We start from the raw sequence: 25,960 nt of genomic DNA, 5'->3' as shown, positions 1-25,960 counted from the left end.
CCACAGATTGGTCGTGCCCGCAAACCACGGACTTATCGGGATAAAGCGCGAAAGGAGTACCTGGCCGTGGCCAAACAACGTCGTGCAAACGGCAAGGTGATTCGTCGAGCGATCGGCAAGCAACTCCTGGTGATGAACCTCGAGCGCAGGCTGCGGGATCTTTTTGCCTTCTGGTTAAACCCCCTTCTTTCGTATAGAATTCCTGGTTTTGGAAACGTTTTTGTAGTTTGAAAACCGTTCAGCAAACCCTAAGTACAAACCCTTTCGTTAATGGCTGAATTTTCATTCAATAACTATCTGTTAGAGTGAAAATTGATTTGTTTGTTGTCTGTTGTCTGTTGACGATTTCTATCAACTATAATAGGGTTAAAACATAAAGCGTCTTATTTTTTACTAAGGAGTAGAACGAATGATCTATCAATTTAAAGTGGCATTAAAAGATATATACCCGACAATCTGGAGAAGATTCCAAGTGAATGGCTTAATCACTTTTCACCAATTGCATAAGACGCTACAGATTGTCATGGGGTGGGAAGAGTATCATCTCTATCTGTTTGATTTTGGGTCTTTCACGATTACCCGTCCAGATCCGACATTTCCACCAGGAAACACACCAGAGCTGAATGCACGAAGGGAAAAAATCGTTGACCATATCACCAAAGAAGGGCAGCAGGTGCTGTATGTCTACGACTTTGGCGATGATTGGCAACATGATTTAATACTTGAGAAAATCTTGCCTGTCCAGCCTGAGAAGCAGTATCCTGTATGTCTCGAAGGTGAACGTCATTGTCCGCCAGAGGATTGCGGCGGTGTCTTGGGGTATCAAAGGATTTTGGAGATTTTAGCAACGAAGTCACATCCTGAATATGAAGATACGATTGCCTGGTTGAAAAAGGGGTTTGATCCCGAGCATTTTGACCTTAAAGGAGTAAATGAACAGCTTCTGCAAAAGAAAAAGCAACTAAATCCAAAAGAATTTATAAAAGTTGAAGAATCGAAGAAACCCATTAAGCTAACGACGGCAAAGCTGAAAAAACAACTGCAATCCCTTTCGCAGCAAGAACTTATTGAATTGCTTGTTGATACCTTTAAATCGAGCAAACAAGCCGAGCTATTTCTAACCGTAAAGTTGATTGGGGAGGAAGCCATAGAGGCATTGCTTCCCGTATATCAGAAAAAGGTGAAAGATGAGTTCTTTCCAGACCGAGGATTCGCAAAACTGAGGCTGGCAGATGCAAAAAAGGCAATTGATGAGTTTGAAAAGATCACTCAAAGCCCAAACCATACGTTGGAATTAATGCTCTTTTACGTTGAAATGGGTGTGGAATTTACCAATGCTTATGGCGATATAGATTCACGATTTTATGAAAGTATTCTGAAGATGTTTGCATCGGTCATCGACAGGATAAACGCGGACGACGGATACGATTTGTTTGAGGAGTTTGAGGAAAGAATCGCCGCTGTCGTTGAAAAAACGGAAGGAATCGGTTGGGGGTTCCACGAAAATATGCAGTATATTCATGAGGCAATTAGATGGTTATAGATTGTGTGCTTCAAACCACATCACGAATGTCATGCAAAAATTAGGTGTCAAAGGTCGATCTCAGGCAGTAGTCGAACTCGTTCGACTTGGTGAACTAGAGATTTGAACCCAGTCCACCCAGCCTCCCTTTTCTTCCCATGGTCGGAAGGGAGGGTTTTTTTATTTTGGGGGGAGCGGGGGGGAAGAGATGCCATACATAATATTGATTCATCACCATAACCCGTGCTAGACATTGAGGGAATGTAAATTTTTTTGTGTAAATGGGTTTTTAACAGGCAGATGGTTACGTGGGCGGCTTTACATGGAGGGGCGGGCATGATAGGCTCGTTTGCCATGCGATGCATGGTTGACTGGCATCGCGCTGATGGTGCCAAAGAATTGCAGGTGCCGCGCATTCAGTTAGAGTCGATTGTTATTTTCGGTTACGTCGGCGTCAGTCCGGAAGCGATGAACTTATGTGTGGACAACGGAATTTCACTGGTGTTTCTGACGCCCACAGGCCGGTTCAAGGCACGGGTGACGGGAGAGGTATCCGGCAATATTCATCTGCGGCGCACGCAGTACCGCTGGTGTGACAGGGAGGAGCAGTCGCTGCTGCTGGCAAAACGGTTCGTTTATTCCAAGCTTGTCAATGCAAGAGTATCCGTTAAGCGTACGCTGCGTGATTACGCAGAACGGATTCAAGCGGAGCAATGTCAATCCGTTGTGACGTGGCTGGATCGACAAATGCGGGAAGTCGTCAAGGCAAAGTCGCTGGATGAACTGAGGGGAATCGAAGGACTGGCGGCGCGGCATTACTTTTCAGTGTTGCCGGAGCAAATTTTGGCAAATAAAGAGGACTTCGCGTTTAGGGGCAGAGTGAAACGGCCTCCTCGGGACCGCGTGAATGCGCTCCTGTCTTTTCTGTACACGCTGCTCGCGAATGATGTTACGCATGCACTGGAGACGGTCGGCCTTGATCCACAAGCCGGATATTTGCATCGGGATCGCCCGGGGCGGAACGGTCTGGCGCTGGACTTGATGGAGGAGTTTCGGGTCTATATGGCGGATAAAACGGCGCTGACGCTCATTAACCGGAAACAGGTGACCAAGGATGACTTTGTAGAGAAGGAGTCTGGGGCGTTTATTTTGAGCGATGAGGCCAGAAAGCTTGTTTTGACGGAGTGGCAGCAGCGCAAGCGGGACGAGATTTATCATCCATTTTTTGAGGAGAAGATAGCCGTCGGACTTCTTCCTTACGCGCAAGCGATGCTGTTGGCGAGATACATGCGCGGCGATCTGGATGATTATCCGCCATTTTTTGGAAGTAGGGTGATGTGGGATGATGGTGTTGATTACTTACGATGTAAATACAACCTCTGCCGACGGGCAAAGACGGTTGAGGCAGGTTGCCAAAACATGCGAAAATTACGGCCAGCGAGTGCAGAATTCGGTGTTTGAATGTTTGCTTGATCCGCAGCAACTGAAGGAATTGCATATCAAACTGAAAAGGATGATAGAGCCGGAGACAGACAGCTTGCGCTTCTATCGGCTGGGTGCTAATTGGAAGGGGAAGGTCGAACACGTCGGTGCCAAACAAGGGTATGATCCGGAAGGGTTTTTGATGATTTAGCAGTGGATTTTGCATTTGCGAACCCAAGGCTCACAGAGATTTTCAGGGAGGTTCGCAAATGCCTGCTGTTGCTGGGATTTGGGGGAGTTTGGGCATACGTCGCTGCGTATTATACGACCGTACAAACGAGGTTCGCGGAAATCGCGTGAAATCCCCAGTCGGGACAAGGCTTTCTAGGTAGTACAGTCGCCTGTCGCAGGCAGGCGTGAATGGAAACATCTCATGAAGAGCCAAGTATACGAAAAACAAGAAGAATGCCTTCCTGGTCAGGAGTTGGCGATCACAGGAACTTCAATAGGCTGGGGTAGATAGGGTTTGACTACCGTCTATCCCGGTGCTAACCAATGAATGTCGACCCCGTGCCCGCTTCTGGGTTTTTGCGGATCTGAAAGCTGCGGGAGTTGTTGGAACAAATGCGTCAGGAAGTCGTTCAGCGGCAGATAGCTGCGCTGGCCTTTGCTTCACGAGCCATATTGACACACCCCGATCGTGGTCTTGGTTCCTCGACGATTTCAACTACACCCGCAGGCCATCGTTCCATCTAGGGCAGCCAGCTTTTCCCTGGCGCTCTGGTGCTCCGCACTATAGCGCTTCGTCATCTCTTCCCGTTGCAAAAATTCACCGAACCTGGTGACCAGTGACGGCCAGTCCGACCAGACGGCGTGCTCCTCACGAGGTCCCGGACCCGTTCTGCATAGAAATTCGCCCATCATCATTCACCGCCATTCTTTATTGGATCGGCCTTGAGCCGGCGACTTCAACTATACTGTCCGCAATGCTCCCGCAAAGGCTTCCTCATCTCAAGACCGTTCCCTAACCTCTGAGTATAGCATTTTCAAAATTTCACGCGTGTCCAATATCGAGATAAAGCAGCAATTTTTTACAGAGAGAATGTCGGAACAACCCAAATTGTAAACGAGATTCTTGAACGGTTTGGGGGCGTTGATATTTGGGTAAACAACGTTGGCGCCTCTCCTGCTCCAATCGGCGGAGCGCTCGCGCAAAGCGATGCGGATTGGCAGTTGGTATTCGAGACGAATTTGTTCGCGGCTGTCCGGCTAGATCGGGGATTATTGCCGTCAATGCTTAAACAAGGCCATGGAGTGATCGTTATCGGGGTAGAGCATACAATTGACGAAGGAGTTGTTCGAACCATCTACATACTTTGCCAAAAAGAAGGGGTATCCCAAAAATGAATGGACAATTACCAGAAGCGATTGAAACGTACTTTCAGGCATCCAACTCTTATGATAGCAATCTGCTTGCCAAGTGCTTTACAGAAGATGCCATACTCTATGATGAAGGATTGGCCTGTCACGTCCACGGCTCCTCGGTTATCGAATTGCATATTGTTGACATAAATAAGAACTTGCTGATTCAAACAGATGTGGCAAATGCCGTAGAAAAAATGGGGAAACGGTTGTCACTGCAACAATTTCCGGAAACTTTGACGGAAGCCCACTGGCGCTTGATTACTATTCACCGTGAAACACCAGAAGATTGCCAAGCGAAAAATCGGTTCGGCAGGTAGGCTGTGGATTCGATACCACCATTCTATCGGAGGGTTTTGAAAATGGCTCTCCTTGGAGGTTCATGGTACAATGGCACAGGCAGCGATATGAGAAGACGCCGTAAACGATAAGGAAATGAGGAAACAGCGTGTTTTTTGTACTGTTATTGCCAATTGGGTTCATTGCCGTTTTCATTGCGATTGTGATGGCGTTCGTAGGGATGCGAAAGGATGCCCAGCAGAAGAAGGATGAAGCCAAACGCATTTTTAAGCGCATGAACATCATTGCCGCGATTGGATTTGCTTGCATTGCACTTGGCCTTTTTGGCCCGAGCGGGTAAAAGGAATCGATGGACAGGTCGGATTCGGGCAAAGAGGCGGGAGAGATCACGGCTTTTATCGCTAAAAATTAGGCTGAACGGAAAAAACGATTATGTTCGAGCAGTTCTGCGAGAGAGCGTAAAAAGTTTTGTGTATGAACCTCACCGCTGTAAAAAGACTTTTCCCTCACTCAAACGCTCTTTTCCCCTAGAAGCAAAAGAAAAACACCCCCCCAAAAAAAATCCTGCCTCTCCTTGTTCCCTTGCCCTATAATATAAAAAGGGTGATTTCATTCTATGTACGATACATTTATCAAGCATCTAAAGTCCTATAAAAGCACAAAAATATCCCTCGGCCAGTTTGAAACATGGGCTGATCCGCAGACAACGTACCCGCAATTTCACCGAGCCATGCAAACATTGCTCGACAACCAGATCCTCATCCCCGTTCGAAGTTCCGGGACGAACGCCAAAAATCCGCCACTCCCTATGGCTTACCGCATCCAGAAATCCGTCCTTTCTCAGCCGATCAAGCAAGCAATAAAACAAGCACAGTTGTGCTTTCATCCGAGTATCAGGCTGGACGTCTATTTTCGGCTTGCTGAATCCAGATGGAGCAAAGATTTGCCGTACATCCAGCAAGTGCATGACTACCTCACGCAACGGGGATTTCCGCAGAGCGAAGCGACGGCACCTGAGCGTTCCTTTCACTTGGTCGGGGACGAAAAGTGGATCGATGAGAAAGGAGGGCGCAAGCTGCTGGAGGCGATCGGCGTGTGGGAGCAGTTGAAGGTTACAGCTATGCCCGATCCGCTTATGTTTGCGGTCCATCTGCAACAGGTAGGAGAAAAACAGGGTATCTATCGGCACTTGATCGTCGAGAATAAAACCACTTACTATGCGATATTGCCCATCCTGTCTTCGCTTCCCTATGCGACTTTGATTTATGGAGCCGGTTGGAAGGTTGTTTCCGGAATTGACGGCCTTTCAGAGCAGTTGGGAGTGGGGCGGGATGCGCGTCATCAGTTTGAATATTTTGGCGACCTCGATCATGAAGGTTTGGCGATCTGGCACGCGCTTTCTCAAAAATGCGGGGCCGTGCCGGCAGTTGAACTGTATCGGGCATTGTTGCGACAGCAAGCATCCACCGGAAAAGGAGGGCAGCGGGTGAACGGAAACGCGATTGAACAGTTCATCTCGTTCTTTTCGGAAGAAGAAAGAACGCAGGTTTCGGCCTTGTTGAAAAACAAAGAGTATGTGCCGCAAGAAGCGATCCCGGCAGAAGCGCTGCGAAACAGGCTGCTTGATTCGGCAGCAGAGAGAAGGGAGGAGAAAGGGAGTGGAGCATGAACGGCTGGAAAGTGTGCTGGAGGACTACAAGGAGCGCATCCAGCGTCTTGCGTTGTTTGATCCTTTGCACAAGCTGGATGCCAAGCGGGAAAAAGATCGGCAAGAGCGGCCTATCGATATGTTTGGACTGGGGTTGTTAGCTCTGCTGTTCTTTTTTGAAAATATGTTAATCCGCAACAAAAAGACCGGGGTGCAAGAGCTTGCCGCCTTTCTCATGCAGATGAACCAGGAGGAGATCGACCTAGAGGATGAGGGATTTGAAAAGATCGCCCGAACGATTATTGAGACGTTCCGGCCCGCCAGTGGCAAACGCAACCACCGGAGCTTTTATAACTGGGAGACACGGCAGATGGACAAGGTGGAGTTTTCGATTTTGAAAGCAGAGCGGGGAGATATAGCGGCCAACAAGCAGTATTATTCCCTCGACGAAGACGGGCTAGAGCTGGTTTTTGCCACAAAGGAGTTTTTCCGGGAGTTTCATTTGTCGATTAATCAATTGCTATTGAGAAAACAGTTGGAAAAAGGTGAGTTCGGAGGAGCGCTGCGGCAAATCAGCGAGATGCGGATCGATGTGGAAGCTTTGCAGGAACGCATGGTGCGGATGAAGCATGAAGTGCAGCGCAACATTATTTCGGAAGAGACGTATGTGCGCTACAAGCAAGTCATTGAAGACATCCATCTGCGTCTTGCGAGAGAGCATGAAGAGTTTCACGAACTGCAAGGGTTTGTCGATGAAACGAAAGAGCGGCTTCTGTATGAGCGCAAAGGAGAAAAAGAACACCGGGCGTATGAATATATTTTACGCATTGATCGGGAACTAGGAGAGGTGCACTTTGCCCATACGGAACTGTTGAAAGACAGCATCGTGCTGAAAACGACAGCTCTCCAGGCGGCACAGGAGACGCTATACCATGTGGCTTTGCAATCTTTCAATTTTGACCAGGAAATCGTCGCTCGCCTGATCGCTTCCCCTCTGCCTCTGACCGCGACGAGAACATTGCTTGCGCCGTTTCTTTCCCTGGAGCAACATACAGGCTGGTCGCCGCTGGCTGTGTTTGAAAAACAGCGGGTAGGGGGCGAACTCGAGGAAGAAGGTCAGGGCGATTTTGAAGAGGTAACCGATGAAGCGGAACAGGAGCAGACGATCGTCCAGCAGCAAAACTTTGGAAAAATCATGCGCTATGTCCTCACTGTTCTCGATGAACAAGGAGAGGCTACGATTTCGCAGGTTGCCCGGCATATGCGGGAAAACGGACATGAACATTGGCTGCAGCATCGTTCCTTTTATGATTTCTGGTTGCTCGTACATCAGCGTTCCCCGTTGCAAAAGGCGCACGAAGAGGAAGACCATCACTTGCTGGGGGAAGTGCTCGCCCTGCTGCAGCCTGGACAGCGCATCGAGGTGATTGAGCTAGAGGAACGCTTGCAGCTTACGAAGCGATTTGAAATACAAGATATGAAGGTATGCAGAAAGGAGAGTTCCCATGTATGACAACGAGCAGGTTCTGACGGCCTTTCGCATCTATTCTCAACTTAGCCGGGACGGACAGGCAGATACGGAAAGCATGAGAATGTATGTGGGCAATGACGTAATCAGAGGGCTGGTGGAGCAGTTCGCACGCGAAGTGGATTGTGCCGTCATTCCTGCGGGGGACAAGCTGTACATGGTTCCGCTCGCGGTAAGCTCTCCGTTCCATTTGAAAAATGCTTCGCTGAAAAAAGAATACTTGCCCGCCAAAGCCAAGAACATTGATTTGTACATGATGTACGTAGCTATCCTCATTCTGTTTGGCGAGTTTTACGACAGCTACCACTCAACGGAAATGACGAGAGATTTTATCACCTTGGGAAGCTGGTTGGAAAGCATCGACGCCCGTATCCAGACGTTGAAGGAACATGGTCCGGAGCGCTTGCAAGCACTTGACGCCGAGTATGAATATAACTGGAGTCTGCTGGTGGAGAAATGGGAGGCCATTGATGACTTACGTGAGTCTTCCAGGCAGCAGGATGGACGGACGAACAGCCGCCTGGGCTTTTTGTCTATCGTCCAAAATTTTTTGCGAGAACAAGGTCTGATCGCGGATCTAGGGAACCAGGAGTTGACGCTCACGGAAAAAGCCAAGACGATTATTCAGCGCTACTACATGGACGTGGATTACAATCGGGGAATTCTGGACTTCATTTCCGGGCAGGAGAAGCAGAAGGAGGGAGCGTAAATGCCTGTCATTTCCAAAATTCGCTTTACCAATGTGATCTATGAGGGAGGAAGCAAGCGCTATAATGATGAGCTGTTCGTGTTTGACGGGCATAACGGCGCGATTTTGCTTGAAAATGGCGGAGGGAAAACCGTCTTCATCCAGACGGCCCTGCAAACCGTGCTGCCGCATCAAGAGCTGGCGGGACGCAAAATCAGGGAGACGTTATCGCTGGCAGGCACTCCTGCTCATATTGCTATTGAATGGATTATCAACGACTCTCCTCGCCGTTACGCTTTGACCGCTGTCACCTTGTTTTTGCACAACAACGACCTCGATTCGCTGCGCTATGTGTATGAATATGAAGAGGGGAATCCTCATGCGATCGATGAGCTTCCTTTTTCCAGAGAAGGGGCGTTTGGGAAAAAGCGACCGGCAGATAAAGGAGAAATGCAGGAATACTACACGCAGATGAGTTCTCGGCATATGAACGCGCGTACGTTTGCGACGATCAGGGAGTATCATGCCTATCTGGAAGAACACTTTCAGTTGATTCCCGCCGAATGGCGTAAAGTAGCGACGATAAACGGTGCGGAAGGCGGCGTGGAGATTTTTTTTGACGACTGCAAGACGACGGACCAATTGGTGTCGCAGTTGTTGATCCCTACGGTGGAAGAGGCAATCAGCGGCAACAATGGTCAGGCTTTTGCGGAAATTTTTGAAAAACAGCGAGAGCAGTTCAAGCAAAGCAAGCAGCTCCGCATGCAGATCCAGGAGTGTCAACTGCTGGAAAGGTCCGTGCAGCAGTATAAACAAGTGTTTGCCACGTATCAGGAATCGAGAGAGTTGCTGGAACGGGAAAAGGAATGGACGAAGGCACTGTTTCAGCACGCCCGGAACGAACTCTTGCTGGTAACAGCGGAAGCCGAGAAAATCGCAGGGCAACTTTCCGAATTGCAGAGAAAAAAGCATACTTTAAACTGGAAAAAGGCATCCCGGGATATTGCAGCCCAGGAAGCAGTCGTGAAGCAATACGGTGCCGAATGGCGCGAGGAATCGCGCAAGCTTGAAAAAATGACGCTGGAAGCCGAAAGGGCGGAACGCCACCAGTACACCTTGGAATATGCCAAATACCTGTCGCAAAAGCAAGTGGCCGAAGAAAAGCTGACATTGGCCGAATCCCAGATTGCGAGGCTGGATGAAGAACAGGACGTTTCCCAGATCAAAGAAGCGCTTGGGCGCACGAACAGAGAAATTCGCGGGTACTACGACCAGGCGGAAAAAGAATGGAAACAGCAGGAGAGCATGATCCGCAGCCAACTGGACAGTGTGCTCCAGCAAAAAAAGGCCAAACGAAACGAAAGCGAACAAGAGCGGGAACGTCTCGAGGCAAATAAGAACAAGCAAGCGGCCTTGCGAGAGCGGATGGAAGGTGCGTCCAAAGAGCAGCAGAGAATTGCCGGAAATATTTTGAGCAATCCACTTCGCGAAACGGTCGAAGAATTCATTCCTGTCTGGCAGGAAGAGTTGAGGAAAAATCAGGAGAACCAAAGCCTTTACCAACAGCACATCAAAGAGTGCGAGGAGCAGCAGGCAAAGCTGGAAAGCAGGCTGGAGGAAACTCGCAAGGAGCTTATGGCTTGGCAAGAGCAAGCGAACCAATGGATATTGCGGTGTACGGAAGCCGAGAAGCAGCAAAAAAGCGTCCTGACAAGCTTGATCGAGCACATCCCCAGGCTGTCCTACCTGGATTCGCTCTACACCAGACAGGAGAGCGTAACCCAAACGGTAATGGACAAGGTCGCGATTTTGGAGAAGGAAAAGGAAGAGGCATTTTCGCGGGAGCGACAAGTGACAAGGCTGAGCGATGAATACGCTGAAAGCGGCGTGTATGCGGCCGATCCCGAATTGGCCGCGCTCGTCGTCAGATGGAGTGAGTCGTTTCACTATTTGGAGACTGGACCGCAGTTTCTCCAAGAGGTGCTGCAACGTGGAGAGATCGCTCTGGAAGCTCTCACTGCCCGCTTCCCTTATTGGGCAGCAGCCTTGATTACTACCGAACAGGAAATCGAACAACTGGCAGCGAGGCTGCAAAAGCATGCCGACCAGCTCCGCAGTCCTGTCATCCTCCTTTCCTTGCAGGAAGCGCGCAAATGGCTGGAAGCAGGCGAAGAGTATGCATTCTCTTACCGCCAAATCGTCCCGAGCCATTGGCAGGACAATCTGGATCACGAACGGTTTGAGAAGTGGAAGCGGGAGTTGCAAGAAAAAGCGGCTGCAGTCATTCAAGCGCGCAAAGACAAGGAAACCGAGTACCAGAAGCTGTACCAGTTGAAAAGCGAGCTGCTCTGTTTTTACGCAGACTATCCGCAGGCACGGTACGCAGACTGGACGCGGCAGCGGGACGAATGCCAGGCGCAAAAAGAACGATGCCAGAAGGACATCGCGAATCATACGGAACAAATCAAGAAGATCGAACAAGAAAGGAAGCATTATACGGAGAAGCTGTCCGAAGAAAAAGGACTGGAGCAGACTTTGGGCTATCGTTTGCAAGAGGCGAACCAGTATATGCTGCAGAAAAAAGTATGGGAGGAGGCAAAAAGACAAGAGGATGAGCTCGTGCGCGAGGCGGAACTGCTGAAGCAAAACTTGCAGGCCCTGGACAGGGCGTTGAAAACGCTGAAGGCGCAAGAGCAAGAACTGCAGGAAGAGCGGGAAGAGAAGACCACGGCCCTGGCACATCTTCGCGGGGAATGGCTCTATGAACAGGTGAGAGAGTTCCCGCCGGCCACTCCCCGGTTCTCCTTCGAAAGGTTGCGTGCCGAGCGAGAGCAATTGACAGATATGTTGCGGGAGCGGCAAGCGAGCCGGGCAGAATTAGAGAGGGAGGCCGAGCGTCTGGCGAAGGAGATCGAAGCGAATCAGCGCGGAATGAATCTGGTGCTGGCGAAGCTGGATCAGCCGCTGGAACATCCGGTCGTCTATCCGGTGGATGGAGACGTCCAGTACGAACGTATAGTCAGGAAGGTCGCAGAATTGAAAAAAGGGGTCGCGGCCCAGCGTATTGTGACGGAAGAGCGGAGCAATCGTTTGTCTGAGCAAAACGGCCGCCTTGTGACATTGATGGAGAAGTACGGAGAGCGATTTGGAGATGAGCCGCTGGAAAGGTTTGAAGGTGATCTCAACGACGCGCTGAAAAGGCTGAACCAGGAGGAAGCGGATACGGCAGCAAAACAAGAGTATTTGTTGACGCAGGAGCAGGGCTTCCGCCAAACAGTCAAAGAACTGGAGGGCACGATCCGGGAGCTGGAGGCCAAGAACGAGGTTTACCGTTTTGCCGAAGCCGCCGTTACCGATGTCCCGGTACGGGAAGAAGAGTTGCTAGTTTTCCCTTACCAGCGCTTGGCCGTGGCGCGAAAGCGAATCCGGGTGCTCTCCCAGAAACAGGAGACTGAACAGCAGGAATGGAGGAAGGTCATGGCTGAAAAGGACCGATTCAAGCAATTTTGCGAAAGGCAGATTCGGAATAACAAATTGCGGTACACAGCCATGGCCGGAATTCAGAACAAGCAGGAATTTTCCGAGGTGCAGGAATGGGCAGACACCTTGACCAGGACGATCGCCACTAGTATCCGGGTATTGGAGGATAACTTGCAAGGGCGGGACAAAGAACTGCAAGATTTCATCACGATCGTGCACACCCACTTGCAGCGAATTGCCGTCGAACTGAAGACGATCCCGAAAAAAACGAGTGTCCAGGTAGAGAGCGGCAGGAAGGAAGTATACAGCTTCCACGTTCCGGAGTGGAAAGAGGAGATCGGAAAACAGCTACTCCGTCAGCACGTTGACTGGATGTTGAATCGGCTGGACGGGGACGAGTTTAAGGATGTGGAAGGGAAAGAAGACGCAGGAAAAATGAAGAAGTTTATCTACGCCTCCCTGCAGTCCAAATCGCTTCTCGGCATCGTCATGGGCAATGACAGCATTCGTGTAAAGTGTCGGAAGGTCAGCAAAGACGGACAAGTGAGCGGGGCGCTCTCGTCCTGGGAAGAGTCAAACAAGTGGTCTGGCGGAGAAAAGTGGAGCAAGAACATGACGCTCTTTTTGGGCATCCTCAACTACCTGGCGGAAAAGCGCCAGCGTATCCAGCAAACGGGCAAGCGTTATCGGACAGTCATCGTGGACAATCCGTTCGGGAAAGCATCCAGTGAACACGTGCTGGACCCTGTTTTCTTCATTGCCAACGAATTAGGCTTCCAGCTCATTGCCCTGACCGCTCATGCGGAGGGAAAATTCATTCGCGATTATTTTCCTGTTGTTTACAGTTGCCGTTTGCGCGCTTCTGCTAGTGGCGACGCTTTGATTATGACGAAGGAGCGGGAGATCAAACACGCTTATTTCCGTGATTATGATCCGTATTCATTGCTGCGGCTGAGTGAGCATGAACAGCTTACTTTATTTACGTGAGAGATTGGCAAGTCGCTGCCGTTATCCCAATTTTTCTGTTACTCGTTGTGACTGTATAATGGGTTTTCTCCTTAGCCTTCGCTAGCACCACGGATGATCTTTTTCCAATAGGATAAAAATCTCTCCCTCCCAAGGGGCGTCGTATTCAGATTTTGTGTCCATGAACCCATCAGCCCACATGACAAACGAGTGACAGCGACAGTACCCAAGCCTGACAGCGGCTTCTTTCGCTTTAGCAGAACATTTCCTGGCTACGCGATGGGGGCACGCCAAGTCGAATGGATGTCATCATGCAAAAAGCCCGGTTAACAAAAGCCGGGCTTGTGTGCTGTCGACGCGTTCAGCCGAATGATCGGTTGCTTTGTTCCATGACGCGCTGAATATAAGATTGCAATCCCTCGATGAATAATTTGGCTGCTTTGCCCATAAAACGGTCTTCATGGTAGAGGATGCAGATATCTTGGCTTGGCGTAGGATTCAACAAGGTGACGGAGGTGATCTGATCTCGATGGAGATTATCCACTAACAAACGAGGGAGAATGCAAGCCCCCACGCCTTGTTCGACCAGGGATAACAAGGTCGAAAGGGTGGACGTTACGATCGGGCTGTCGATAGTGATTCCCTTTTGCTGGCAGCAGGCAGTAATGACCTTGGAAATTTGGTGCTCCGGACCGAACATGACCAGCTTCATATGCTGTAGTTGTTCGAAAGGAATGGCCTTTGCTTTGGCAGCGGGGTGGTCCGGGCGTACGGCCAAGACGAACTCTTCGTGGAACAGCGGTATAACTCCGATACGGTCGTCGGGATTGGCAGGTGTTGTGGTAACGCCGAGATCCCGAATACCGTTCAGAACCTGTTCGTACACATCTGTCGACTCCGTGACCTTTATCGACAGCTTCGGATACGACCGATGAAAGTCGATCAGGAGGGCATCGAACAAAAGATCCCCGTCGCCGGGAAGAATCCCGATGTCCAGCTTGCCGCCATCTACTTTCTTTAAATCCGCGATGGCCCTTTGAATATAGTCGACGCGTTCGAAGATCATTTTGCTCTGCTCCAAAAGAATTTGTCCTGCCTCCGTTAAAGCAATGCGTCTGCCCAGCCGGTCAAACAGCGGGATTCCTAGCTCATTTTCCAAAAACTTCATTTGCTGGCTGAGGTTCGACTGAGTCGTACAGAGATTTTCGGCCGCTTTGGAGAAGTGCATCTCCTTGCATATGGCAGCAAAATACTGGAGCTGTCTAAGTTCCATTCCGCCAGGCTCCTTTATCCATTTTTTGTACAGCGTGGCAAATGATTACTTTCCTTCTCTCCAGTATAGCGAAGATACGGATGATTTGCACGAAGGGATCAGCGAGCGATTAGCGAGACCGATCAAAAGCATCGGAATCGTGTGATTGTTGCGCGTTTCGGGGAGAGTTACACTTGCATGGAAGAGAGCAACAGCCAAAAAGAGGAGGCAAAGATCTTATGAGTCAATCCATGATCCACACCAGTAAAGTACTTCGGCACATTGTCATTGGTCAGGTTCAAGCCATTCCCGAGGAACAGCTCGATGTACAGCCGAAGGGCTTCGACAACACCATCCGCTGGAATGTCGGTCACATGATCTATTGGATGGATCGGTACTCCACGCTCTGTTTTGATACTCCGTCCTTGATTCCGGATCAGTATGAAGGGCTGTTTGCCTCCGGTACAAAACCGTCTTCGTGGACGACAGAGCCCCCGAGCAAGGAAGAATTGCTCTCCTTGCTAACGTTGCAGCTTTCCCGCCTATCCGAGCTGACGCCTGAGATGCTGGATGCACCATTGAAAGCGCCGTATGTCATGGGGCCTTTCCAATTCGATACCGCAGGCGAGCTGTTCAACTTTGCCCTGGTTCACGAAGGAATCCATCTTGGGACGATTTCCAGCCAGCGCAAGCTCAGCCAATGAAGACCTCGCGCTCGGATGCAGAAAACGAAGCAGGGTCACACCATAAAAGGAGGTTGGTCAGGATGAAAACCCGTGAAGCGTTTGACGCCTTTAGATGTGCGCTGGAAACAGGATATACAGGTGATTTCCTTGACAAGGTGACGGATGACTTTCATTTCTTCGTTCCGCTCCCGTTGGATGGGTGGAATCAGAAGCAGGAGGGCCGAGAGCGGTTCGAGGGGAGCCGGCTGCCTGTTTTTCGGTTGTACCCGGACGATCCCCCGCTTGCTCACACATGGCAAGCGGGGGACTGTTCCTGTCAGGGACGGCTTTCTCGCGTTCACGCCTCTCCGGCAGCGGACGGCTTTGTCGCGCTGCCTTTTGTTTTCCCGGAGGAGAACAAAAAACATCCGGCAATCACCATAATACCGCCCACTCCTTGCATCCACGTCAGTTGTTCCCCGAGGAATAGAAAGGCCAAAAGCGACGTGAAGATCGGATTGAAGTTGAGGAAAATGCCTGATGTAGTGGCGCCCAGCTTTTGCACCCCGATGTTCCACAGCACCATGCACACGACGGTGGAAATCACGCCGGTGTACAATAGGGAGCCGACGAAGGACGCATTCAGGTTGGATACGGTAAAGTCAGCCAGGTTAAAAGGCACCAGGATCGCCAGCCCGAAAACAGCCGAATAGAGGATGGACATCATCGGAGTCGTCTTGGTCATGGCCCACTTGCTGCAAATGGAATACAGTCCCCACACGCCAACGGCAGCGAGCATCCACAAATCGCCCGTGTTGAACTGCAAGGTGAGCAGGTAGTCCGTGTTGCCTTTTGACAACACAAGCAGCACGCCCGCGAGCAAAAACACCATGCAGCCGATCTGGAACAGGTTGATCTGCTCTTTTAAAAAGACAAAGGAAAACAGCGAGATCGACAGCATGTTCAACGTCGAAATCAGCCCGACATTCGTCGCGGTCGTCGTCTCCAGCGCGAGAAACTGGAACAAGTTGAAGAGGACGACGCCCGTAATGCCCATCAGCACCAAAGGCAGGATCGAGTCTTTGGCCGGCAACAGCTTTCGTTCCTTCCACCAGACCATCGGCAGCAGGCACAGAACCGCGATCAGCCAGCGCAGGCTGGTCAACGTCAGCGGAGACGCGTGCCCCACGAGCGACTTGCCCAGGACAAAGTTTCCTCCCCACAAAAGACTGGTGAGCAGCAGCAAGACATAAGCTTTTGGCATAGCAGATAGCCCCTTTTTCGCGATAACGGAAGAATGGATAATCATCTTGTTAATGAACATAACATTTTCGTTAGACTTGCAAAATAAGATTCTGTATAATAGAAAAAATTCGAAATAAAAGCTTCATAAAGTGGACTTCGACAAAATTTCATCTGTTTTTCGCGAAAAAAACGTGCCGCTGTTCGAATAATCAAAAGAGGGGAAAATCAAATGGAAGCTTTTGTCAGTAAAGTGCTGGATCGGGTCGATCTGCACATTCTGGATCTGCTGCAAAAGGACGCGACGATCAGCAATGCCGAGCTGGCGCGGCGCGTGAATTTGTCGCCGCCTGCGACGCACACACGGGTAAAGCGTCTGGAGGCGGAAGGCTATATCAATCGGCAGGTGGCGATTCTCGACCAGGAAAAGCTCGGCTTTGATTTGTTGTGCTTTATTTTTATCAGCACGAACATTCACCAGGCAGAACAGTTGGAGACGCTGGAAAACGCCTTGCGCGCCATGCCGGAAGTGCTGGAGGGCCACTGCCTGACGGGCGAATACGATTACTTGCTGAAAGTCGCGATCAAGGATCGGAAGGGGCTGAACAGCTTTATTCGCCGGCTGAACCAGCTCGGCATTTCCCGGCTGCAAACGAACCTGTCCCTGCGAGAAGTGAAATATTCGACGGTTTTGCCGATCACAGAGGCAGAGCAGGCGCCGTCCGACAGTCGCTAACGGGATTTTTCCGATATCATGCCGACCGAGAATCCGGCTTTCTTTTCGCAGAAGTCTGTTGATAAAACAGAAGATTTCCGTAATCATAGAACAAGAGACAGATTACGAGGAGAAAAAGGGGAATCAGACTGATGGCGATCAAGGCGATTTTATTTGATTTGGACGATACGTTATTGTGGGATGAGCGCAGTGTCAAAGAGGCGTTTCAGGCGACCTGTAGAGAAGCCGCCAAGCATTACGAGGTGGATGCGGAGCAACTGGAAGCTGCGGTCCGCAAGGAAGCTCGGGCGATGTATGAAGCCTTCGAAGCATTCCCCTTTACGAAAATGATCGGAATTAATCCGTTTGAAGGACTGTGGGCGCAATTTGCGGAAGGAAAGCAGGAGGAGTTTCGCCAGTTGCAAGCGTTCGTTCCTACGTACCGGAAGGAAGCGTGGACGCGCGGCTTGCGCTCTCTTGGCATTGAGGACGCGGAGCTTGGGCAAAAGCTGGGAGAGATGTTCGTCGGTGAGCGGAAAAGCCGTCCGCTCGTCTATGAAGAAACGTTCGAGGTGCTCGATCAGCTCAAAGCCAAATACAAACTGCTGCTGCTCACAAACGGCTCGCCTGATCTGCAAAAACAAAAGCTGGCAGGGGTGCCGGAGCTTGCGGCTTACTTCGACCATATCGTGATCTCGGGAGATTTCGGCCGAGGCAAGCCGGCGGCGGAGATTTTCGAGCACGCCATGAGCCTTTTAGGCATCACGGCGGAGGAAGGCGTCATGATCGGGGACAAGCTGACGACCGACATCCAGGGCTCCAACGCGGTCGGCATGCGCAACATGTGGATCAACCGGCACGGCGCGAAGCTGGAGGGCGAGATTGTTCCGGCGCATGAGATTACGAGCTTGCGCGAGATTCAAACCGTGATTGATACATGGGAAAACTAGCAGACAGACAAAGGACAAGCCCGCCGGACGTTTCGGCGGGCTTTTTTCCTAGCGTCTTATACTTCCAAGTGGAAGGTTATTCGCAGCCTGCACGGTCACGTCACTGCGATGCCTGAAAGAGAGAGGCGGGAGGAGGGACCCGTGTGAAGCGTCATCAAACAGATGGAGAACGGCAGCTTAGTCAGTTGTTTTCCCGGGAACACGTTGTCCTGGGACAATATATGGAAAAATTGAAGAAGCTTGTCTATCAAAACCGAAGCAATCATTTGCTCTTGCTTTGCCTGCCCTTTTTGCCGCATGTCCCCGCGCTTGTCAGCGTCATCTTTTTGCCGGGAGTCGTCAAAATGGCGATTGCCGCCAAAGGGGTAAAGCTGCTTGTAAAAACAGTCGGGATTATGAGATCGTCAATGTCCTCTGGTTTTTGGCGGGGGGATATGTGCTGCTTGCGGCGTGACTGCCCCCACGCGAAATATGATGTTTACACACTGGTGAAGATTGGGAAAATAAGCTAAAGTCAGATCAACATTTGACGAAAACCAGACGTGGGGGAATGGTCAGTGTCTATGTTCGGCAGAAACGAGCCGTGTCCGTGCGGTTCGGGCAAAAAATACAAAAAATGCTGTTTGCCTAAAGAGGAAGCAAAATGGTTGGCACTGTCCCAAAATCCTTCCCTTGCCGAAGTACAAGTGCAAAACGAATACTTCCAGCCCGCAACTACCTCGCACAACGCTTTGCAAGGAATGCGCGAATTTGCGTTGGCTGTCATGGATCAGATGGGAACGTATTTGAGACGGGAGCACAAGCGCGATGACATGATCCGCTTTCTGGCAACCGATCTGTTGAAGCTGGTGGATGTAGGCGAGCGCCATTATTTTGAGGCAGTCAGAGAGATACTGGAAATGAAAGGGCTGCCTCCAGCGGCGCGGAACCAGGTAAAGGCCGTACCTGCCTTGACCAGAGCGGAGCGCATTCTGGTCCGCAATGCAGCGCAGAGCATTTTGGCAGAGTATGCGTTTATGGGAGAACACGATACGGCCGATTACGGAGCGATGAAAGTCATCATGGAGTGCTGCTATCAGGCGGTTGCACGGGGCATCGAGGAACAGGCCGATTTGTGGAGCGTCAAGCTGTTTGTCGATACGGGCAACCAACTGGTCGATTGGGAATTGCAGTTCAGTGACGACATGGCGTTCGGGCTGGATCAGGAAGAGAGTGAGGTCATGATTTACTTTGACTGGCACTCGCTCGACGAGATTGAGAACGAATATGAATCCTACGCCCACACGCTCATCGGATTGCGCGAGGAGTCGTTGAAAACGTTGGCGACGGCTCTCGTCCAGGAATCGTCGACACCGCGCAAGTCAGCCGACAAAATCTCGTACACGGGACTGGCGATGAACTATTTCGGCTTGCTGGAGCAGGAGCTGCGGGATGTCATCTCTTTTCACGAAGGGGCGACCGCTCCGAAAAAACGGATGTGGCGAGAGCTGTGTGAATACTTGCAAAACGAGCACGTTCCGATCGTAAGCGACGGCATCGAGCTTTTGGGGGACAAGCTGAAAGCGTTGCACGGGCTGCGCAATCGGGCTGCACACGGGGAGTTCATTACGCATGAGGAATTTGCGGCAGTAAGAGCGCTGGCGCTCGACTCGAACTTGCTCGCGTACATCTCGCAGGCAAAATCGGCGTATGCCGAGCAGCGGGCTCAAGGCTAGGCCGGGCCAGAGTGCTGCTACCCGCCAGCCACGGAGACGTTTTGCACCAAAAAAATTGTCAGTAGCCACTATTTGCGAATAGTGGTTTTTCTGTTCGGCTCAGTGGTGCCGCGCCCCTCGCCTTGCCTGCTATAATAGACAAAAAATCGGTACAGACGATGAACTTTTGACCTGGACTGACCATGCTTTTCGCGGGAGGAACAGGCCAAAAGCGAATGCCAGAACGGCGGAACAAAAGGAGGTCATCATGTTCAAGATCACGCTGCCGCAGCTAGAATCCCATTTGTGGGAATCGGCCAATATTTTGCGCGGGAGCATTGACTCCGCTGACTATAAAAACTACATTTTCGGCTTGTTGTTTCTCAAGCGGCTGCACGATGTTTTCAGCGAAGCCGAGCAGCATCCCCCGGAGCGCGGAGATGGCGTCGGCGATGGCGACAAACACACTCGGGACGCTCACCTGTTTGTCGTCCCGGAAAACTCGCGCTGGCACAGACTGCAGGCGCTGACAGAAGGGATTGGAGCCGCGATCAACGAGGCGTTTGCCGCGCTCGAAGCGGAAAATCCCGTGCTGCGCGGCGTTCTGGCGACAATCGACTTCAGCGATACGGAAAGGCTGCCGGACAAGCTTTTGCAGCAGTTGATCCGGCATTTTTCCGCGATTGACCTCGGCAATGGCAACTTGTCGGAGCCGGATATTTTGGGACGAGCCTACGAATATTTGCTCAAGCAGTTTGCCGCTGATGCAGGGAAAAAGGGCGGAGAATTTTACACGCCGAGCAAAGTGGTGGAATTGATCGTGAGGCTCATCAAGCCGGAGGAAGGCATGCGCGTGTGCGACCCGACGGCAGGCTCCGGGGGGATGCTAATTCAGGCGGTGGACTACATCAAGGCAACAGGCGGCAATCCGCAGCGCATTACGCTGCACGGACAAGAGCGCAATTTGAAGACGTGGGCGATTTGCAAGATGAATTTGCTGTTGCACGGCCTTTGGGACCACCGGATCGAAAAAGGCGATACGATCCGCGAGCCGAAGCTGCTCGAAGATGGCGAGCTCATTTTGTACGACCGCGTCATTGCCAACCCGCCGTTTAGCCTGAGCAACTGGGGGCTGGAAGAAGCAAGGACGGACACGCTCGCCCGGTTTCGCTTCGGACTGCCGCCAAAAGACAAGGGCGATTTCGCTTTTGTGCAGCACATGGTGGCGACGCTTGCGCCAAACGGCAAGGCCGGGGTGGTCGTGCCAAACGGGGTGCTGTTTCGCAGCGGGGCGGAGGCGGCCATCCGCAGGGGGCTGCTGGAAGAAGACTTGATAGAAGCAGTGATTGGCTTGCCGCCCAACCTTTTTTACGGCACGGGGATTCCCGCTTGCATCCTGATTTTGAACCGCAACAAAGAGGCGGCGAAAAAGCGGAAAGTGTTTTTCCTGAATGGCGCAAGCGGCTATCAGGAAGGGAAAAACCAAAATTTCCTGCGCGACTCCGATGTGCAGGACATCGTGTCCGCCTATGAAAAGTGGGAAGCGGTCGACCAATACTGCCGGGTAGTCGAGCACAGCGAAATCCAGGCCAACGACTACAACCTGAACATGGCCCGCTACATCGACTTGTCCGAGCAGGAAGCGCAGATCGACGTAGGGGCAGCTCTGGCCAAGCTGCGCGCGCTGGAGGCAGAGCGTGGCGAGGTAGAGGGGAAAATGCTCCGTTTCCTGAAGGAGTTGGGGTACGATGCCTGAATGGAAAAAAGGGCCGCTCGGATGGGCCGTGCGCGTGCAAGGCGGCTATCCGTTTTCCTCGACCGCGTTTGTGGACAAAGGGGTTCCTGTCGTGCGGATGAGCAACATGAAAAACGGCCGCCTGGACTTGTCGCAGGCGAAATGCCTCGATAAAACCGCTCTTGAGAAGTTCAAGTCGTTCGTGCTCCAGCCAGGCGATCTGTTGCTCGGGATGTCTGGCAGTATTGAAAATTTCGCCGAAGTGCACGCAGACGATCTGCCCGCGCTGCTCAACCAGCGCGTCGGGAGATTGCAAGTCAAGGACGACGCGCTCGTGTGCAGAGAGTATTTGAAATTCGTGGTGACCTCCAAACGGTTTCGCGACCAGGTGCTGACCATGGCGGCGGGCGTGGCCCAGCTCAACATCAGCTCGAAACAACTGGAGTCCATCCCGATCTGCTACCCGCCCCTGCCGGAGCAGCAAAAAATAGCGGCCATTCTCGCCTCCGTCGATGCCGTCATCGAGAAGACCGACGCGATTATCGCCCAGGTGCAGGTTGTAAAAAAAGGGTTGACGCAGCAACTTTTTACGCAAGGAATCGGCCACACGGCGTTTGTCCAGACGAAAATGGGCACGATTCCAGAAGGCTGGTCGCTGGTCAGGCTCAAGGAGATCGCCAAGGTCAAGGGCGGAAAACGAGTGCCAAAAGGCAGCAGCCTGACAGACACCGTTACTCCTTATCCGTATATACGGGTATCCGACTTTGGCGAGCATACGGTGCGGATGGAGCAGCTCAAGTACGCAACCGAAGAGATTTACAGCAAAATCAAGCGCTACACCATCTCCAGACGCGATATTTACTTGTCGATCGCAGGCATTTATTTAGGCGTGGCGGGCAGAGTCCCGGACGCGCTCGACGGTGCGCTGTTGACGGAAAACGCGGCGAAAATTACGCCGACGAGCGACCAGGTTGATCTCGACTATTTGATGTTTGCCCTTGGCTCGGAATTTTGCCAGCGGCAGATTGCAGTGCTAAAAGGCGTGACAGGAGTGCCGAAGCTGGGCTTGAAGCGCGTGGAGACGATGCTCGTCCCCCTCCCCCCTCTGGAGGAACAGCAAAAAATCGTGGCCGGGATCAAAAGCGTCCTCTCCAAGCGCAGCATCGAGGAAGCGAGGCTGCAGCAGTTGCGGGCGGTCAAAAAAGCGCTGATGCAGATGCTGTTGACAGGCAGCGTGCGCGTGCAGCCGGACGAAGCGGCGGGGGAGAGCCGCCCGGCTTCGGTGCCATCACGCGTTTGACGCACGGGGCCGAGGCGTGCTGTGTCCTTGAACCGCCGCGCGTACACCAGACTCAATCGCGCCTTGAATCCAGCCGTGGTACTGGGGAGAAGTGTGCTCCCCGGCCAAAAGCACAGGGCCTTCCTGCGCGGTCAAAAACGCGGACAGCTCCGTCTCCTGCAGCGGTTTGAACAAGGCAAAACCTCCTGCGGCAAAAGGCTGTGTCGCCCAATTGTGGACCACGCCTGTCACAAACGTCCTGTACACTTGCTCGTCGAAGAGGATAGCCAACTGGCGCAGCACCTGCCTGATTTGCTCGTCGTGGGACATGCTGATCCACGGCAGCGCGTCGTCTTCCCACGTGTAGCTCGCCAGGATGGTCCCGCCAGGCTGCTGAAACCCGTGGCTCGGATAATAGGCAAAGCGCAAAGGCAGGTCGCAGATCGTCTGTCCGCCGTACAGCCCTTCTTCTTCCCAAAATCTGCGCGAAAACTGCAAGCCGATTTTGGTCGCGGAGACGTAGTGGAGCTGGTGAATCGCCTTCCATTTTCCAAACGAAAACAGGCTCGTCGGCTCGACATCGACAAATTGCAGGACGGAAAAGGGAACGGTAACGATCGCGACATCTCCTTTCAGTTGAAACGAGCGGGAAGAGGCGAGGTTGATTCCCGATATGGCGATTTTTGGCCCGCGCTGGCTGATCTTGGTCATCTTGTGATGGAACAAAACGTTTTCCTGCAATTCCGGCGCGAACGACTGGGGAAGCTGGTCAAACCCTCTGCTTATTTCATAGAAGAGAGTAGCGGGCGAGAAAAGGATGAAGTCGCGCAAAATTTCCAGAAAAGACAGCTCGGGAAAGCCTTCAAAGCCGCTCATGACCTTGATTTTGTCGACCGCCGCCGCTGACAGGGACGCACCGAGCGGATTGTGGCGCAAAAATAGCTCCATCGAATATTTATCGTATTCCTGGATGACAAGCGGCCAGTGTTGCTCCGGATTTTGCCGGATGAAATCGAGGAGCGACCCGATGGCCATGAGGGCAAGGGCGTCAGCCGACTTGCCTTTTTCGTGTAGCGCGACGGGGAAGCGCAGCATGTCTGGCTGTTGCTCGTACAGCCAGCGCCGTTTTTTGATTCCGTTTACGTAAAGGAGATCGTTCGGCGTGCTGTTGATGAACTTGTTGAGAGGCAGCCCGAACTTGGCGATGTAGGCCATCGTGAGCTGGTGGGTGCTGGGGATGCGCATGGCGCCGGCTTCCAGGTAGTGGCCGTCTGTAAAAGGCGCGCGCAGCGTGAGCACTCTGCCGCCGAGGCGTTCCGACGCTTCCACAATCGTGACGCGGTGCCCGGCTCGCTTCAACAGCGACCCGGCGACCAGTCCAGCCATGCCAGCGCCGACAATGATGATCTTTTTGGGCTGGTTCGTCGGTGGCAGCCCGTCGCGGATGATGGTCAGCATTTGCGATTCAGTCAGGGAGGATGAAGTGATCTCCATTTCGTTTCTCCTTTGTGCACTTGTAAAAATAAGGTATTCTCGCATGGCGCAATGGTGTTTGCCAGATTCCATTTTCATCCAAGTCGTGGTAGACTGGAATGGTAGGGGAACAAATGATCGGAGGCCGAGTCATGCTGCCAACATACGTAATCTGGAAACCAAGCACGGGAGCGGGGTATGAGCATCTTGCCATCAGCGAAAGCGAGGAGCAGTTGACAGTCGACAGCTTCGTGATCGGGGAGAGCGAACCGGACAAGCTCGCGAGAATCCAGTATGAAATCGTGCTCGATCGTAGCTGGGCCACGAGAAAAGTTTCAATTCGGCATTGGGGAGGGCAAAAAGCGCTCTGTCTTTTGTCCGACGGAAACGGACAGTGGACGGACGAGGCGGGACAGCCGATTGCCGAGCTGGCAGGCTGCGTCGGTATTGATCTTTCGTGTACGCCGTTCACGAACACGCTGCCGATCAGAAGACTGGCGTTTACTCCGAACGTGCCGCAGGAGATCGACGTCGCCTATTTTTCTGCCTACGAGCTGACCTGGCGGCGGGTGCGGCAGCAGTACACGCTGCTTGCGTCTGACGCCGATACTGCGGTGTTCGAATATCGCGCGGGCGCTTTTGTGCAAAACATCACAGTGGATGCAAACGGTCTTGTCCTTTTGTATCCCGAGCTTTTTGTTCGCGAGAGGCCGCTGGCCGCAAGCGGTATCGAAGTGGAAGCAGGCAAGTAGAAAGGGGCCGTTTTGTCATGGCGGAGCGTTTTCTGGCGGGGCTTTTGGCCAGCTTTTTGTTTACGTTTGGCGCGGCGATCTTCTATTTCCAAGATCGCTTCATGGTTCTGCCGACGGCTATGTTCACATTCCCGACCGTCTTTGTATTGGGGCTGCCGCAATCTGTCGCGATCGACTGGCTCCTGCGGCCTTTGCGCAGTAGAAAAAGGAGCAGAGTGGTCGTGCTGCTGGAGGCTTTGCTCTACGCCGTAGCCGGAATCGCGGCGACCGCCTTGTTGCTCTGGCTCGTAACAGGAGAGTTGTTCAAGGGGATTTCTTCTTTTTACTGGCTGGGGATGACGGCTTCGCTGCTTTACTATGCGTGCTTGCTCGCCCTCAGAAGGCAGAGGAAAAAGCGGGACACGCCGCATGCCAAGGAAGCCGAGAACGAATGAAGCGAGGGAGACGGGATGAGCACATTGGAAAAGGCAATTGCACTCGCGGCACAGGCGCACGCGGGGCAAACAGACAAAGGCGGGAATCCGTACATCCTCCATCCGTTGCGCGTGATGCTGAACATGCCAACGGACGAGACGAAAATCGCGGCTGTGCTGCATGACGTGCTGGAAGACACCGCTGTCACGGTGGCGGATTTGCAGGCGGCAGGCTTTTCCGAACCGGTCATTGCCGCAGTGATTGCCCTGACCCGGCGCGAAGGCGAAGCCTACGAGGACTTCATCCGCCGGGCGAAGCAGGATGCGATCGCCAGGCAGGTGAAGCTGGGCGATATCGAGGACAACATGGACTTGTCGCGGATTTTGGAACCGACTGAACAAGATTACGAAAGACGCAAGCGCTACGAGAAAGCTGCCCTGCTGCTGACTTCGCAAGGGCAATACGAGGGGAACGGCTAGCGGCGGCAGCTTTTCTTGACGGCGGCTGTTTTGGTGAGCTATAGTGGGAGTAACCTTATCAGGGGAGAGATGTTGATGTCGGCGGTTGTTCTTAACTAACGCAATTCCATACAAAAGGCTAGAAGCAAGTTCACGAAAATTTTGCGCGTTTGGCAAAGTTTATTTGTGATGGTTACTTTCCGGCCTTGGAATTTGTTAAGAACAGCGGATATCATCCAATGCTCCAGGGGTTTTTCCCCCAATCATTGCGCCCAAATCCGTGCTGTTTTCAGCGCGGTTTTTTTGCGTCCTTTTGACGGCAGCCCAGCCACTTTTTCGTGAGCGGATTGCCGTT

The 25,960-nt window shown here is 52.1% G+C and carries 23 protein-coding genes and 3 pseudogenes; 23 read left to right on the top strand and 3 right to left on the bottom strand.

The features are described 5' to 3' along the window. From AC27IT_RS11260 to AC27IT_RS11205, 12 genes and pseudogenes are all read left to right on the top strand, one after another. A pseudogene (locus AC27IT_RS11260) lies at positions 1-231 on the top strand (hypothetical protein); the annotation flags it as partial. 178 nt (positions 232-409) lie between these two features. Continuing rightward, positions 410-1,543: a DUF6155 family protein gene (locus AC27IT_RS11255; RefSeq protein WP_487091796.1), complete on the top strand. Its 1,134-nt coding sequence runs from the start codon at positions 410-412 to the stop codon at positions 1,541-1,543. Between the two features lie 13 nt (positions 1,544-1,556). After that, positions 1,557-1,649, top strand: a pseudogene (locus tag AC27IT_RS11250) (helix-turn-helix transcriptional regulator); the annotation flags it as partial. 209 nt (positions 1,650-1,858) lie between these two features. Then, on the top strand, positions 1,859-2,983 hold the full coding sequence (gene cas1c / locus AC27IT_RS11245) for a type I-C CRISPR-associated endonuclease Cas1c (RefSeq protein ID WP_487091795.1): 1,125 nt from the start codon (positions 1,859-1,861) through the stop codon (positions 2,981-2,983). Next, a complete protein-coding gene (gene cas2 / locus AC27IT_RS11240) occupies positions 2,865-3,155 on the top strand; it encodes a CRISPR-associated endonuclease Cas2 (RefSeq protein WP_025846424.1) in 291 nt (96 codons plus the stop codon). The genes cas1c and cas2 overlap by 119 nt, the downstream gene beginning before the upstream one ends. 875 nt (positions 3,156-4,030) lie before the next feature. Continuing rightward, positions 4,031-4,351, top strand: coding sequence for an SDR family NAD(P)-dependent oxidoreductase (locus AC27IT_RS11235; RefSeq protein ID WP_081494716.1), 321 nt, complete (start codon positions 4,031-4,033; stop codon positions 4,349-4,351). Then, positions 4,348-4,686 carry a hypothetical protein gene (locus AC27IT_RS11230; protein ID WP_005829166.1) on the top strand — a complete coding sequence of 113 codons (339 nt, stop codon included), beginning with the start codon at positions 4,348-4,350 and terminating at the stop codon, positions 4,684-4,686. Before AC27IT_RS11235 ends, AC27IT_RS11230 begins: the two co-directional genes overlap by 4 nt. Positions 4,687-4,814: 128 nt before the next feature. Continuing rightward, positions 4,815-5,006, top strand: coding sequence for a hypothetical protein (locus AC27IT_RS11225; protein WP_007784731.1), 192 nt, complete (start codon positions 4,815-4,817; stop codon positions 5,004-5,006). Positions 5,007-5,759: 753 nt separating this feature from the next. After that, a complete protein-coding gene (locus AC27IT_RS11220) occupies positions 5,760-6,335 on the top strand; it encodes a Wadjet anti-phage system protein JetD domain-containing protein (RefSeq protein WP_283857990.1) in 576 nt (191 codons plus the stop codon). Further along, the gene (locus AC27IT_RS11215) at positions 6,325-7,827 is read left to right on the top strand and encodes a hypothetical protein (RefSeq protein ID WP_005829160.1); all 1,503 of its coding nucleotides are present in this window, start codon (positions 6,325-6,327) and stop codon (positions 7,825-7,827) included. Before AC27IT_RS11220 ends, AC27IT_RS11215 begins: the two co-directional genes overlap by 11 nt. Next, positions 7,820-8,551: a DUF6063 family protein gene (locus AC27IT_RS11210; RefSeq protein ID WP_005829158.1), complete on the top strand. Its 732-nt coding sequence runs from the start codon at positions 7,820-7,822 to the stop codon at positions 8,549-8,551. Before AC27IT_RS11215 ends, AC27IT_RS11210 begins: the two co-directional genes overlap by 8 nt. Further along, a complete protein-coding gene (locus AC27IT_RS11205; RefSeq protein ID WP_487091794.1) occupies positions 8,552-12,997 on the top strand; it encodes a coiled-coil domain-containing protein in 4,446 nt (1,481 codons plus the stop codon). It begins immediately after the preceding gene. A 340-nt stretch (positions 12,998-13,337) separates the two neighbouring features. On the opposite strand, the gene AC27IT_RS11200 is transcribed toward AC27IT_RS11205, so the two are convergent. Then, positions 13,338-14,249: a LysR family transcriptional regulator gene (locus AC27IT_RS11200; RefSeq protein WP_487091793.1), complete on the bottom strand. Its 912-nt coding sequence runs from the start codon at positions 14,247-14,249 to the stop codon at positions 13,338-13,340. Positions 14,250-14,467: 218 nt separating this feature from the next. Here AC27IT_RS11200 and AC27IT_RS11195 point away from each other — a divergent pair, with 218 nt between their 5' ends. Together AC27IT_RS11195 and AC27IT_RS11190 are read left to right on the top strand one after the other, a co-directional pair. After that, positions 14,468-14,932, top strand: coding sequence for a DinB family protein (locus AC27IT_RS11195; protein WP_487091792.1), 465 nt, complete (start codon positions 14,468-14,470; stop codon positions 14,930-14,932). A 62-nt stretch (positions 14,933-14,994) separates the two neighbouring features. Continuing rightward, positions 14,995-15,150: pseudogene (locus AC27IT_RS11190) on the top strand (nuclear transport factor 2 family protein); the annotation flags it as partial. Positions 15,151-15,251: 101 nt separating this feature from the next. On the opposite strand, the gene AC27IT_RS11185 reads toward AC27IT_RS11190, so the two are convergent. Continuing rightward, on the bottom strand, positions 15,252-16,157 hold the full coding sequence (locus AC27IT_RS11185) for a DMT family transporter (RefSeq protein ID WP_026557430.1): 906 nt from the start codon (positions 16,155-16,157) through the stop codon (positions 15,252-15,254). 210 nt (positions 16,158-16,367) lie between these two features. On the opposite strand from AC27IT_RS11185, the gene AC27IT_RS11180 reads away from it, so the two are divergent. The 6 genes from AC27IT_RS11180 (at position 16,368) to AC27IT_RS11155 (ending at position 22,529) form a co-directional block, all read left to right on the top strand. Then, positions 16,368-16,871 carry an Lrp/AsnC family transcriptional regulator gene (locus tag AC27IT_RS11180; protein WP_005829150.1) on the top strand — a complete coding sequence of 168 codons (504 nt, stop codon included), beginning with the start codon at positions 16,368-16,370 and terminating at the stop codon, positions 16,869-16,871. 131 nt (positions 16,872-17,002) lie between these two features. Next, positions 17,003-17,800 carry an HAD family hydrolase gene (locus tag AC27IT_RS11175; protein ID WP_487091791.1) on the top strand — a complete coding sequence of 266 codons (798 nt, stop codon included), beginning with the start codon at positions 17,003-17,005 and terminating at the stop codon, positions 17,798-17,800. 143 nt (positions 17,801-17,943) lie between these two features. After that, positions 17,944-18,312, top strand: a complete 369-nt coding sequence (locus AC27IT_RS11170; RefSeq protein WP_487091790.1) for a hypothetical protein — start codon at positions 17,944-17,946, stop codon at positions 18,310-18,312. 51 nt (positions 18,313-18,363) lie between these two features. Next, positions 18,364-19,515 (top strand): SEC-C domain-containing protein, encoded by a 1,152-nt coding sequence (locus AC27IT_RS11165; protein ID WP_025846406.1) that lies wholly within the window; start codon positions 18,364-18,366, stop codon positions 19,513-19,515. A 247-nt stretch (positions 19,516-19,762) separates the two neighbouring features. Next, complete coding sequence (locus AC27IT_RS11160) at positions 19,763-21,250, top strand: type I restriction-modification system subunit M (protein WP_025846404.1); 1,488 nt, start codon at positions 19,763-19,765, stop codon at positions 21,248-21,250. Continuing rightward, entirely contained in the window at positions 21,243-22,529 is a 1,287-nt protein-coding gene (locus tag AC27IT_RS11155) for a restriction endonuclease subunit S (RefSeq protein WP_238504052.1), read from the top strand. Before AC27IT_RS11160 ends, AC27IT_RS11155 begins: the two co-directional genes overlap by 8 nt. On the opposite strand, the gene AC27IT_RS11150 is transcribed toward AC27IT_RS11155, so the two are convergent. Next, positions 22,518-24,002: a flavin monoamine oxidase family protein gene (locus AC27IT_RS11150; protein ID WP_283857987.1), complete on the bottom strand. Its 1,485-nt coding sequence runs from the start codon at positions 24,000-24,002 to the stop codon at positions 22,518-22,520. The genes AC27IT_RS11155 and AC27IT_RS11150 overlap by 12 nt on opposite strands. Before the next feature lie 131 nt (positions 24,003-24,133). Here AC27IT_RS11150 and AC27IT_RS11145 point away from each other — a divergent pair, with 131 nt between their 5' ends. Genes AC27IT_RS11145 through AC27IT_RS11135 form a run of 3 tightly spaced genes read left to right on the top strand, consistent with a single transcriptional unit; the run spans position 24,134 to position 25,626 of the window. After that, positions 24,134-24,733 carry a putative glycolipid-binding domain-containing protein gene (locus AC27IT_RS11145; RefSeq protein WP_197187559.1) on the top strand — a complete coding sequence of 200 codons (600 nt, stop codon included), beginning with the start codon at positions 24,134-24,136 and terminating at the stop codon, positions 24,731-24,733. A 17-nt stretch (positions 24,734-24,750) separates the two neighbouring features. Beyond that, positions 24,751-25,167 (top strand): hypothetical protein, encoded by a 417-nt coding sequence (locus tag AC27IT_RS11140; protein WP_005829135.1) that lies wholly within the window; start codon positions 24,751-24,753, stop codon positions 25,165-25,167. Positions 25,168-25,182: 15 nt separating this feature from the next. Next, a complete protein-coding gene (locus AC27IT_RS11135) occupies positions 25,183-25,626 on the top strand; it encodes an HD domain-containing protein (protein ID WP_007784707.1) in 444 nt (147 codons plus the stop codon). Positions 25,627-25,960 lie beyond the last annotated feature (334 nt).

Source organism: Brevibacillus sp. YAE8 (assembly GCF_057543335.1).
The sequence above is the reverse complement of the archived record's forward strand: the minus strand, read 5'-3'. Positions and strand labels throughout refer to the sequence as shown.

Coding starts and splice junctions, on each gene's coding strand:
- AC27IT_RS11155 (WP_238504052.1), top strand. CDS start 21,243: ATGCCTGAATGGAAAAAAGGGCCGCTCGGATGGGCCGTGCGCGTGCAA.
- cas2 (WP_025846424.1), top strand. CDS start 2,865: ATGATGGTGTTGATTACTTACGATGTAAATACAACCTCTGCCGACGGG.
- AC27IT_RS11230 (WP_005829166.1), top strand. CDS start 4,348: ATGAATGGACAATTACCAGAAGCGATTGAAACGTACTTTCAGGCATCC.
- AC27IT_RS11255 (WP_487091796.1), top strand. CDS start 410: ATGATCTATCAATTTAAAGTGGCATTAAAAGATATATACCCGACAATC.
- AC27IT_RS11185 (WP_026557430.1), bottom strand. CDS start 16,157: ATGCCAAAAGCTTATGTCTTGCTGCTGCTCACCAGTCTTTTGTGGGGA.
- AC27IT_RS11140 (WP_005829135.1), top strand. CDS start 24,751: ATGGCGGAGCGTTTTCTGGCGGGGCTTTTGGCCAGCTTTTTGTTTACG.
- AC27IT_RS11200 (WP_487091793.1), bottom strand. CDS start 14,249: ATGGAACTTAGACAGCTCCAGTATTTTGCTGCCATATGCAAGGAGATG.
- cas1c (WP_487091795.1), top strand. CDS start 1,859: ATGATAGGCTCGTTTGCCATGCGATGCATGGTTGACTGGCATCGCGCT.
- AC27IT_RS11210 (WP_005829158.1), top strand. CDS start 7,820: ATGTATGACAACGAGCAGGTTCTGACGGCCTTTCGCATCTATTCTCAA.
- AC27IT_RS11205 (WP_487091794.1), top strand. CDS start 8,552: ATGCCTGTCATTTCCAAAATTCGCTTTACCAATGTGATCTATGAGGGA.
- AC27IT_RS11175 (WP_487091791.1), top strand. CDS start 17,003: ATGGCGATCAAGGCGATTTTATTTGATTTGGACGATACGTTATTGTGG.
- AC27IT_RS11180 (WP_005829150.1), top strand. CDS start 16,368: ATGGAAGCTTTTGTCAGTAAAGTGCTGGATCGGGTCGATCTGCACATT.
- AC27IT_RS11150 (WP_283857987.1), bottom strand. CDS start 24,002: ATGGAGATCACTTCATCCTCCCTGACTGAATCGCAAATGCTGACCATC.
- AC27IT_RS11135 (WP_007784707.1), top strand. CDS start 25,183: ATGAGCACATTGGAAAAGGCAATTGCACTCGCGGCACAGGCGCACGCG.
- AC27IT_RS11165 (WP_025846406.1), top strand. CDS start 18,364: ATGTTCGGCAGAAACGAGCCGTGTCCGTGCGGTTCGGGCAAAAAATAC.
- AC27IT_RS11160 (WP_025846404.1), top strand. CDS start 19,763: ATGTTCAAGATCACGCTGCCGCAGCTAGAATCCCATTTGTGGGAATCG.
- AC27IT_RS11195 (WP_487091792.1), top strand. CDS start 14,468: ATGAGTCAATCCATGATCCACACCAGTAAAGTACTTCGGCACATTGTC.
- AC27IT_RS11145 (WP_197187559.1), top strand. CDS start 24,134: ATGCTGCCAACATACGTAATCTGGAAACCAAGCACGGGAGCGGGGTAT.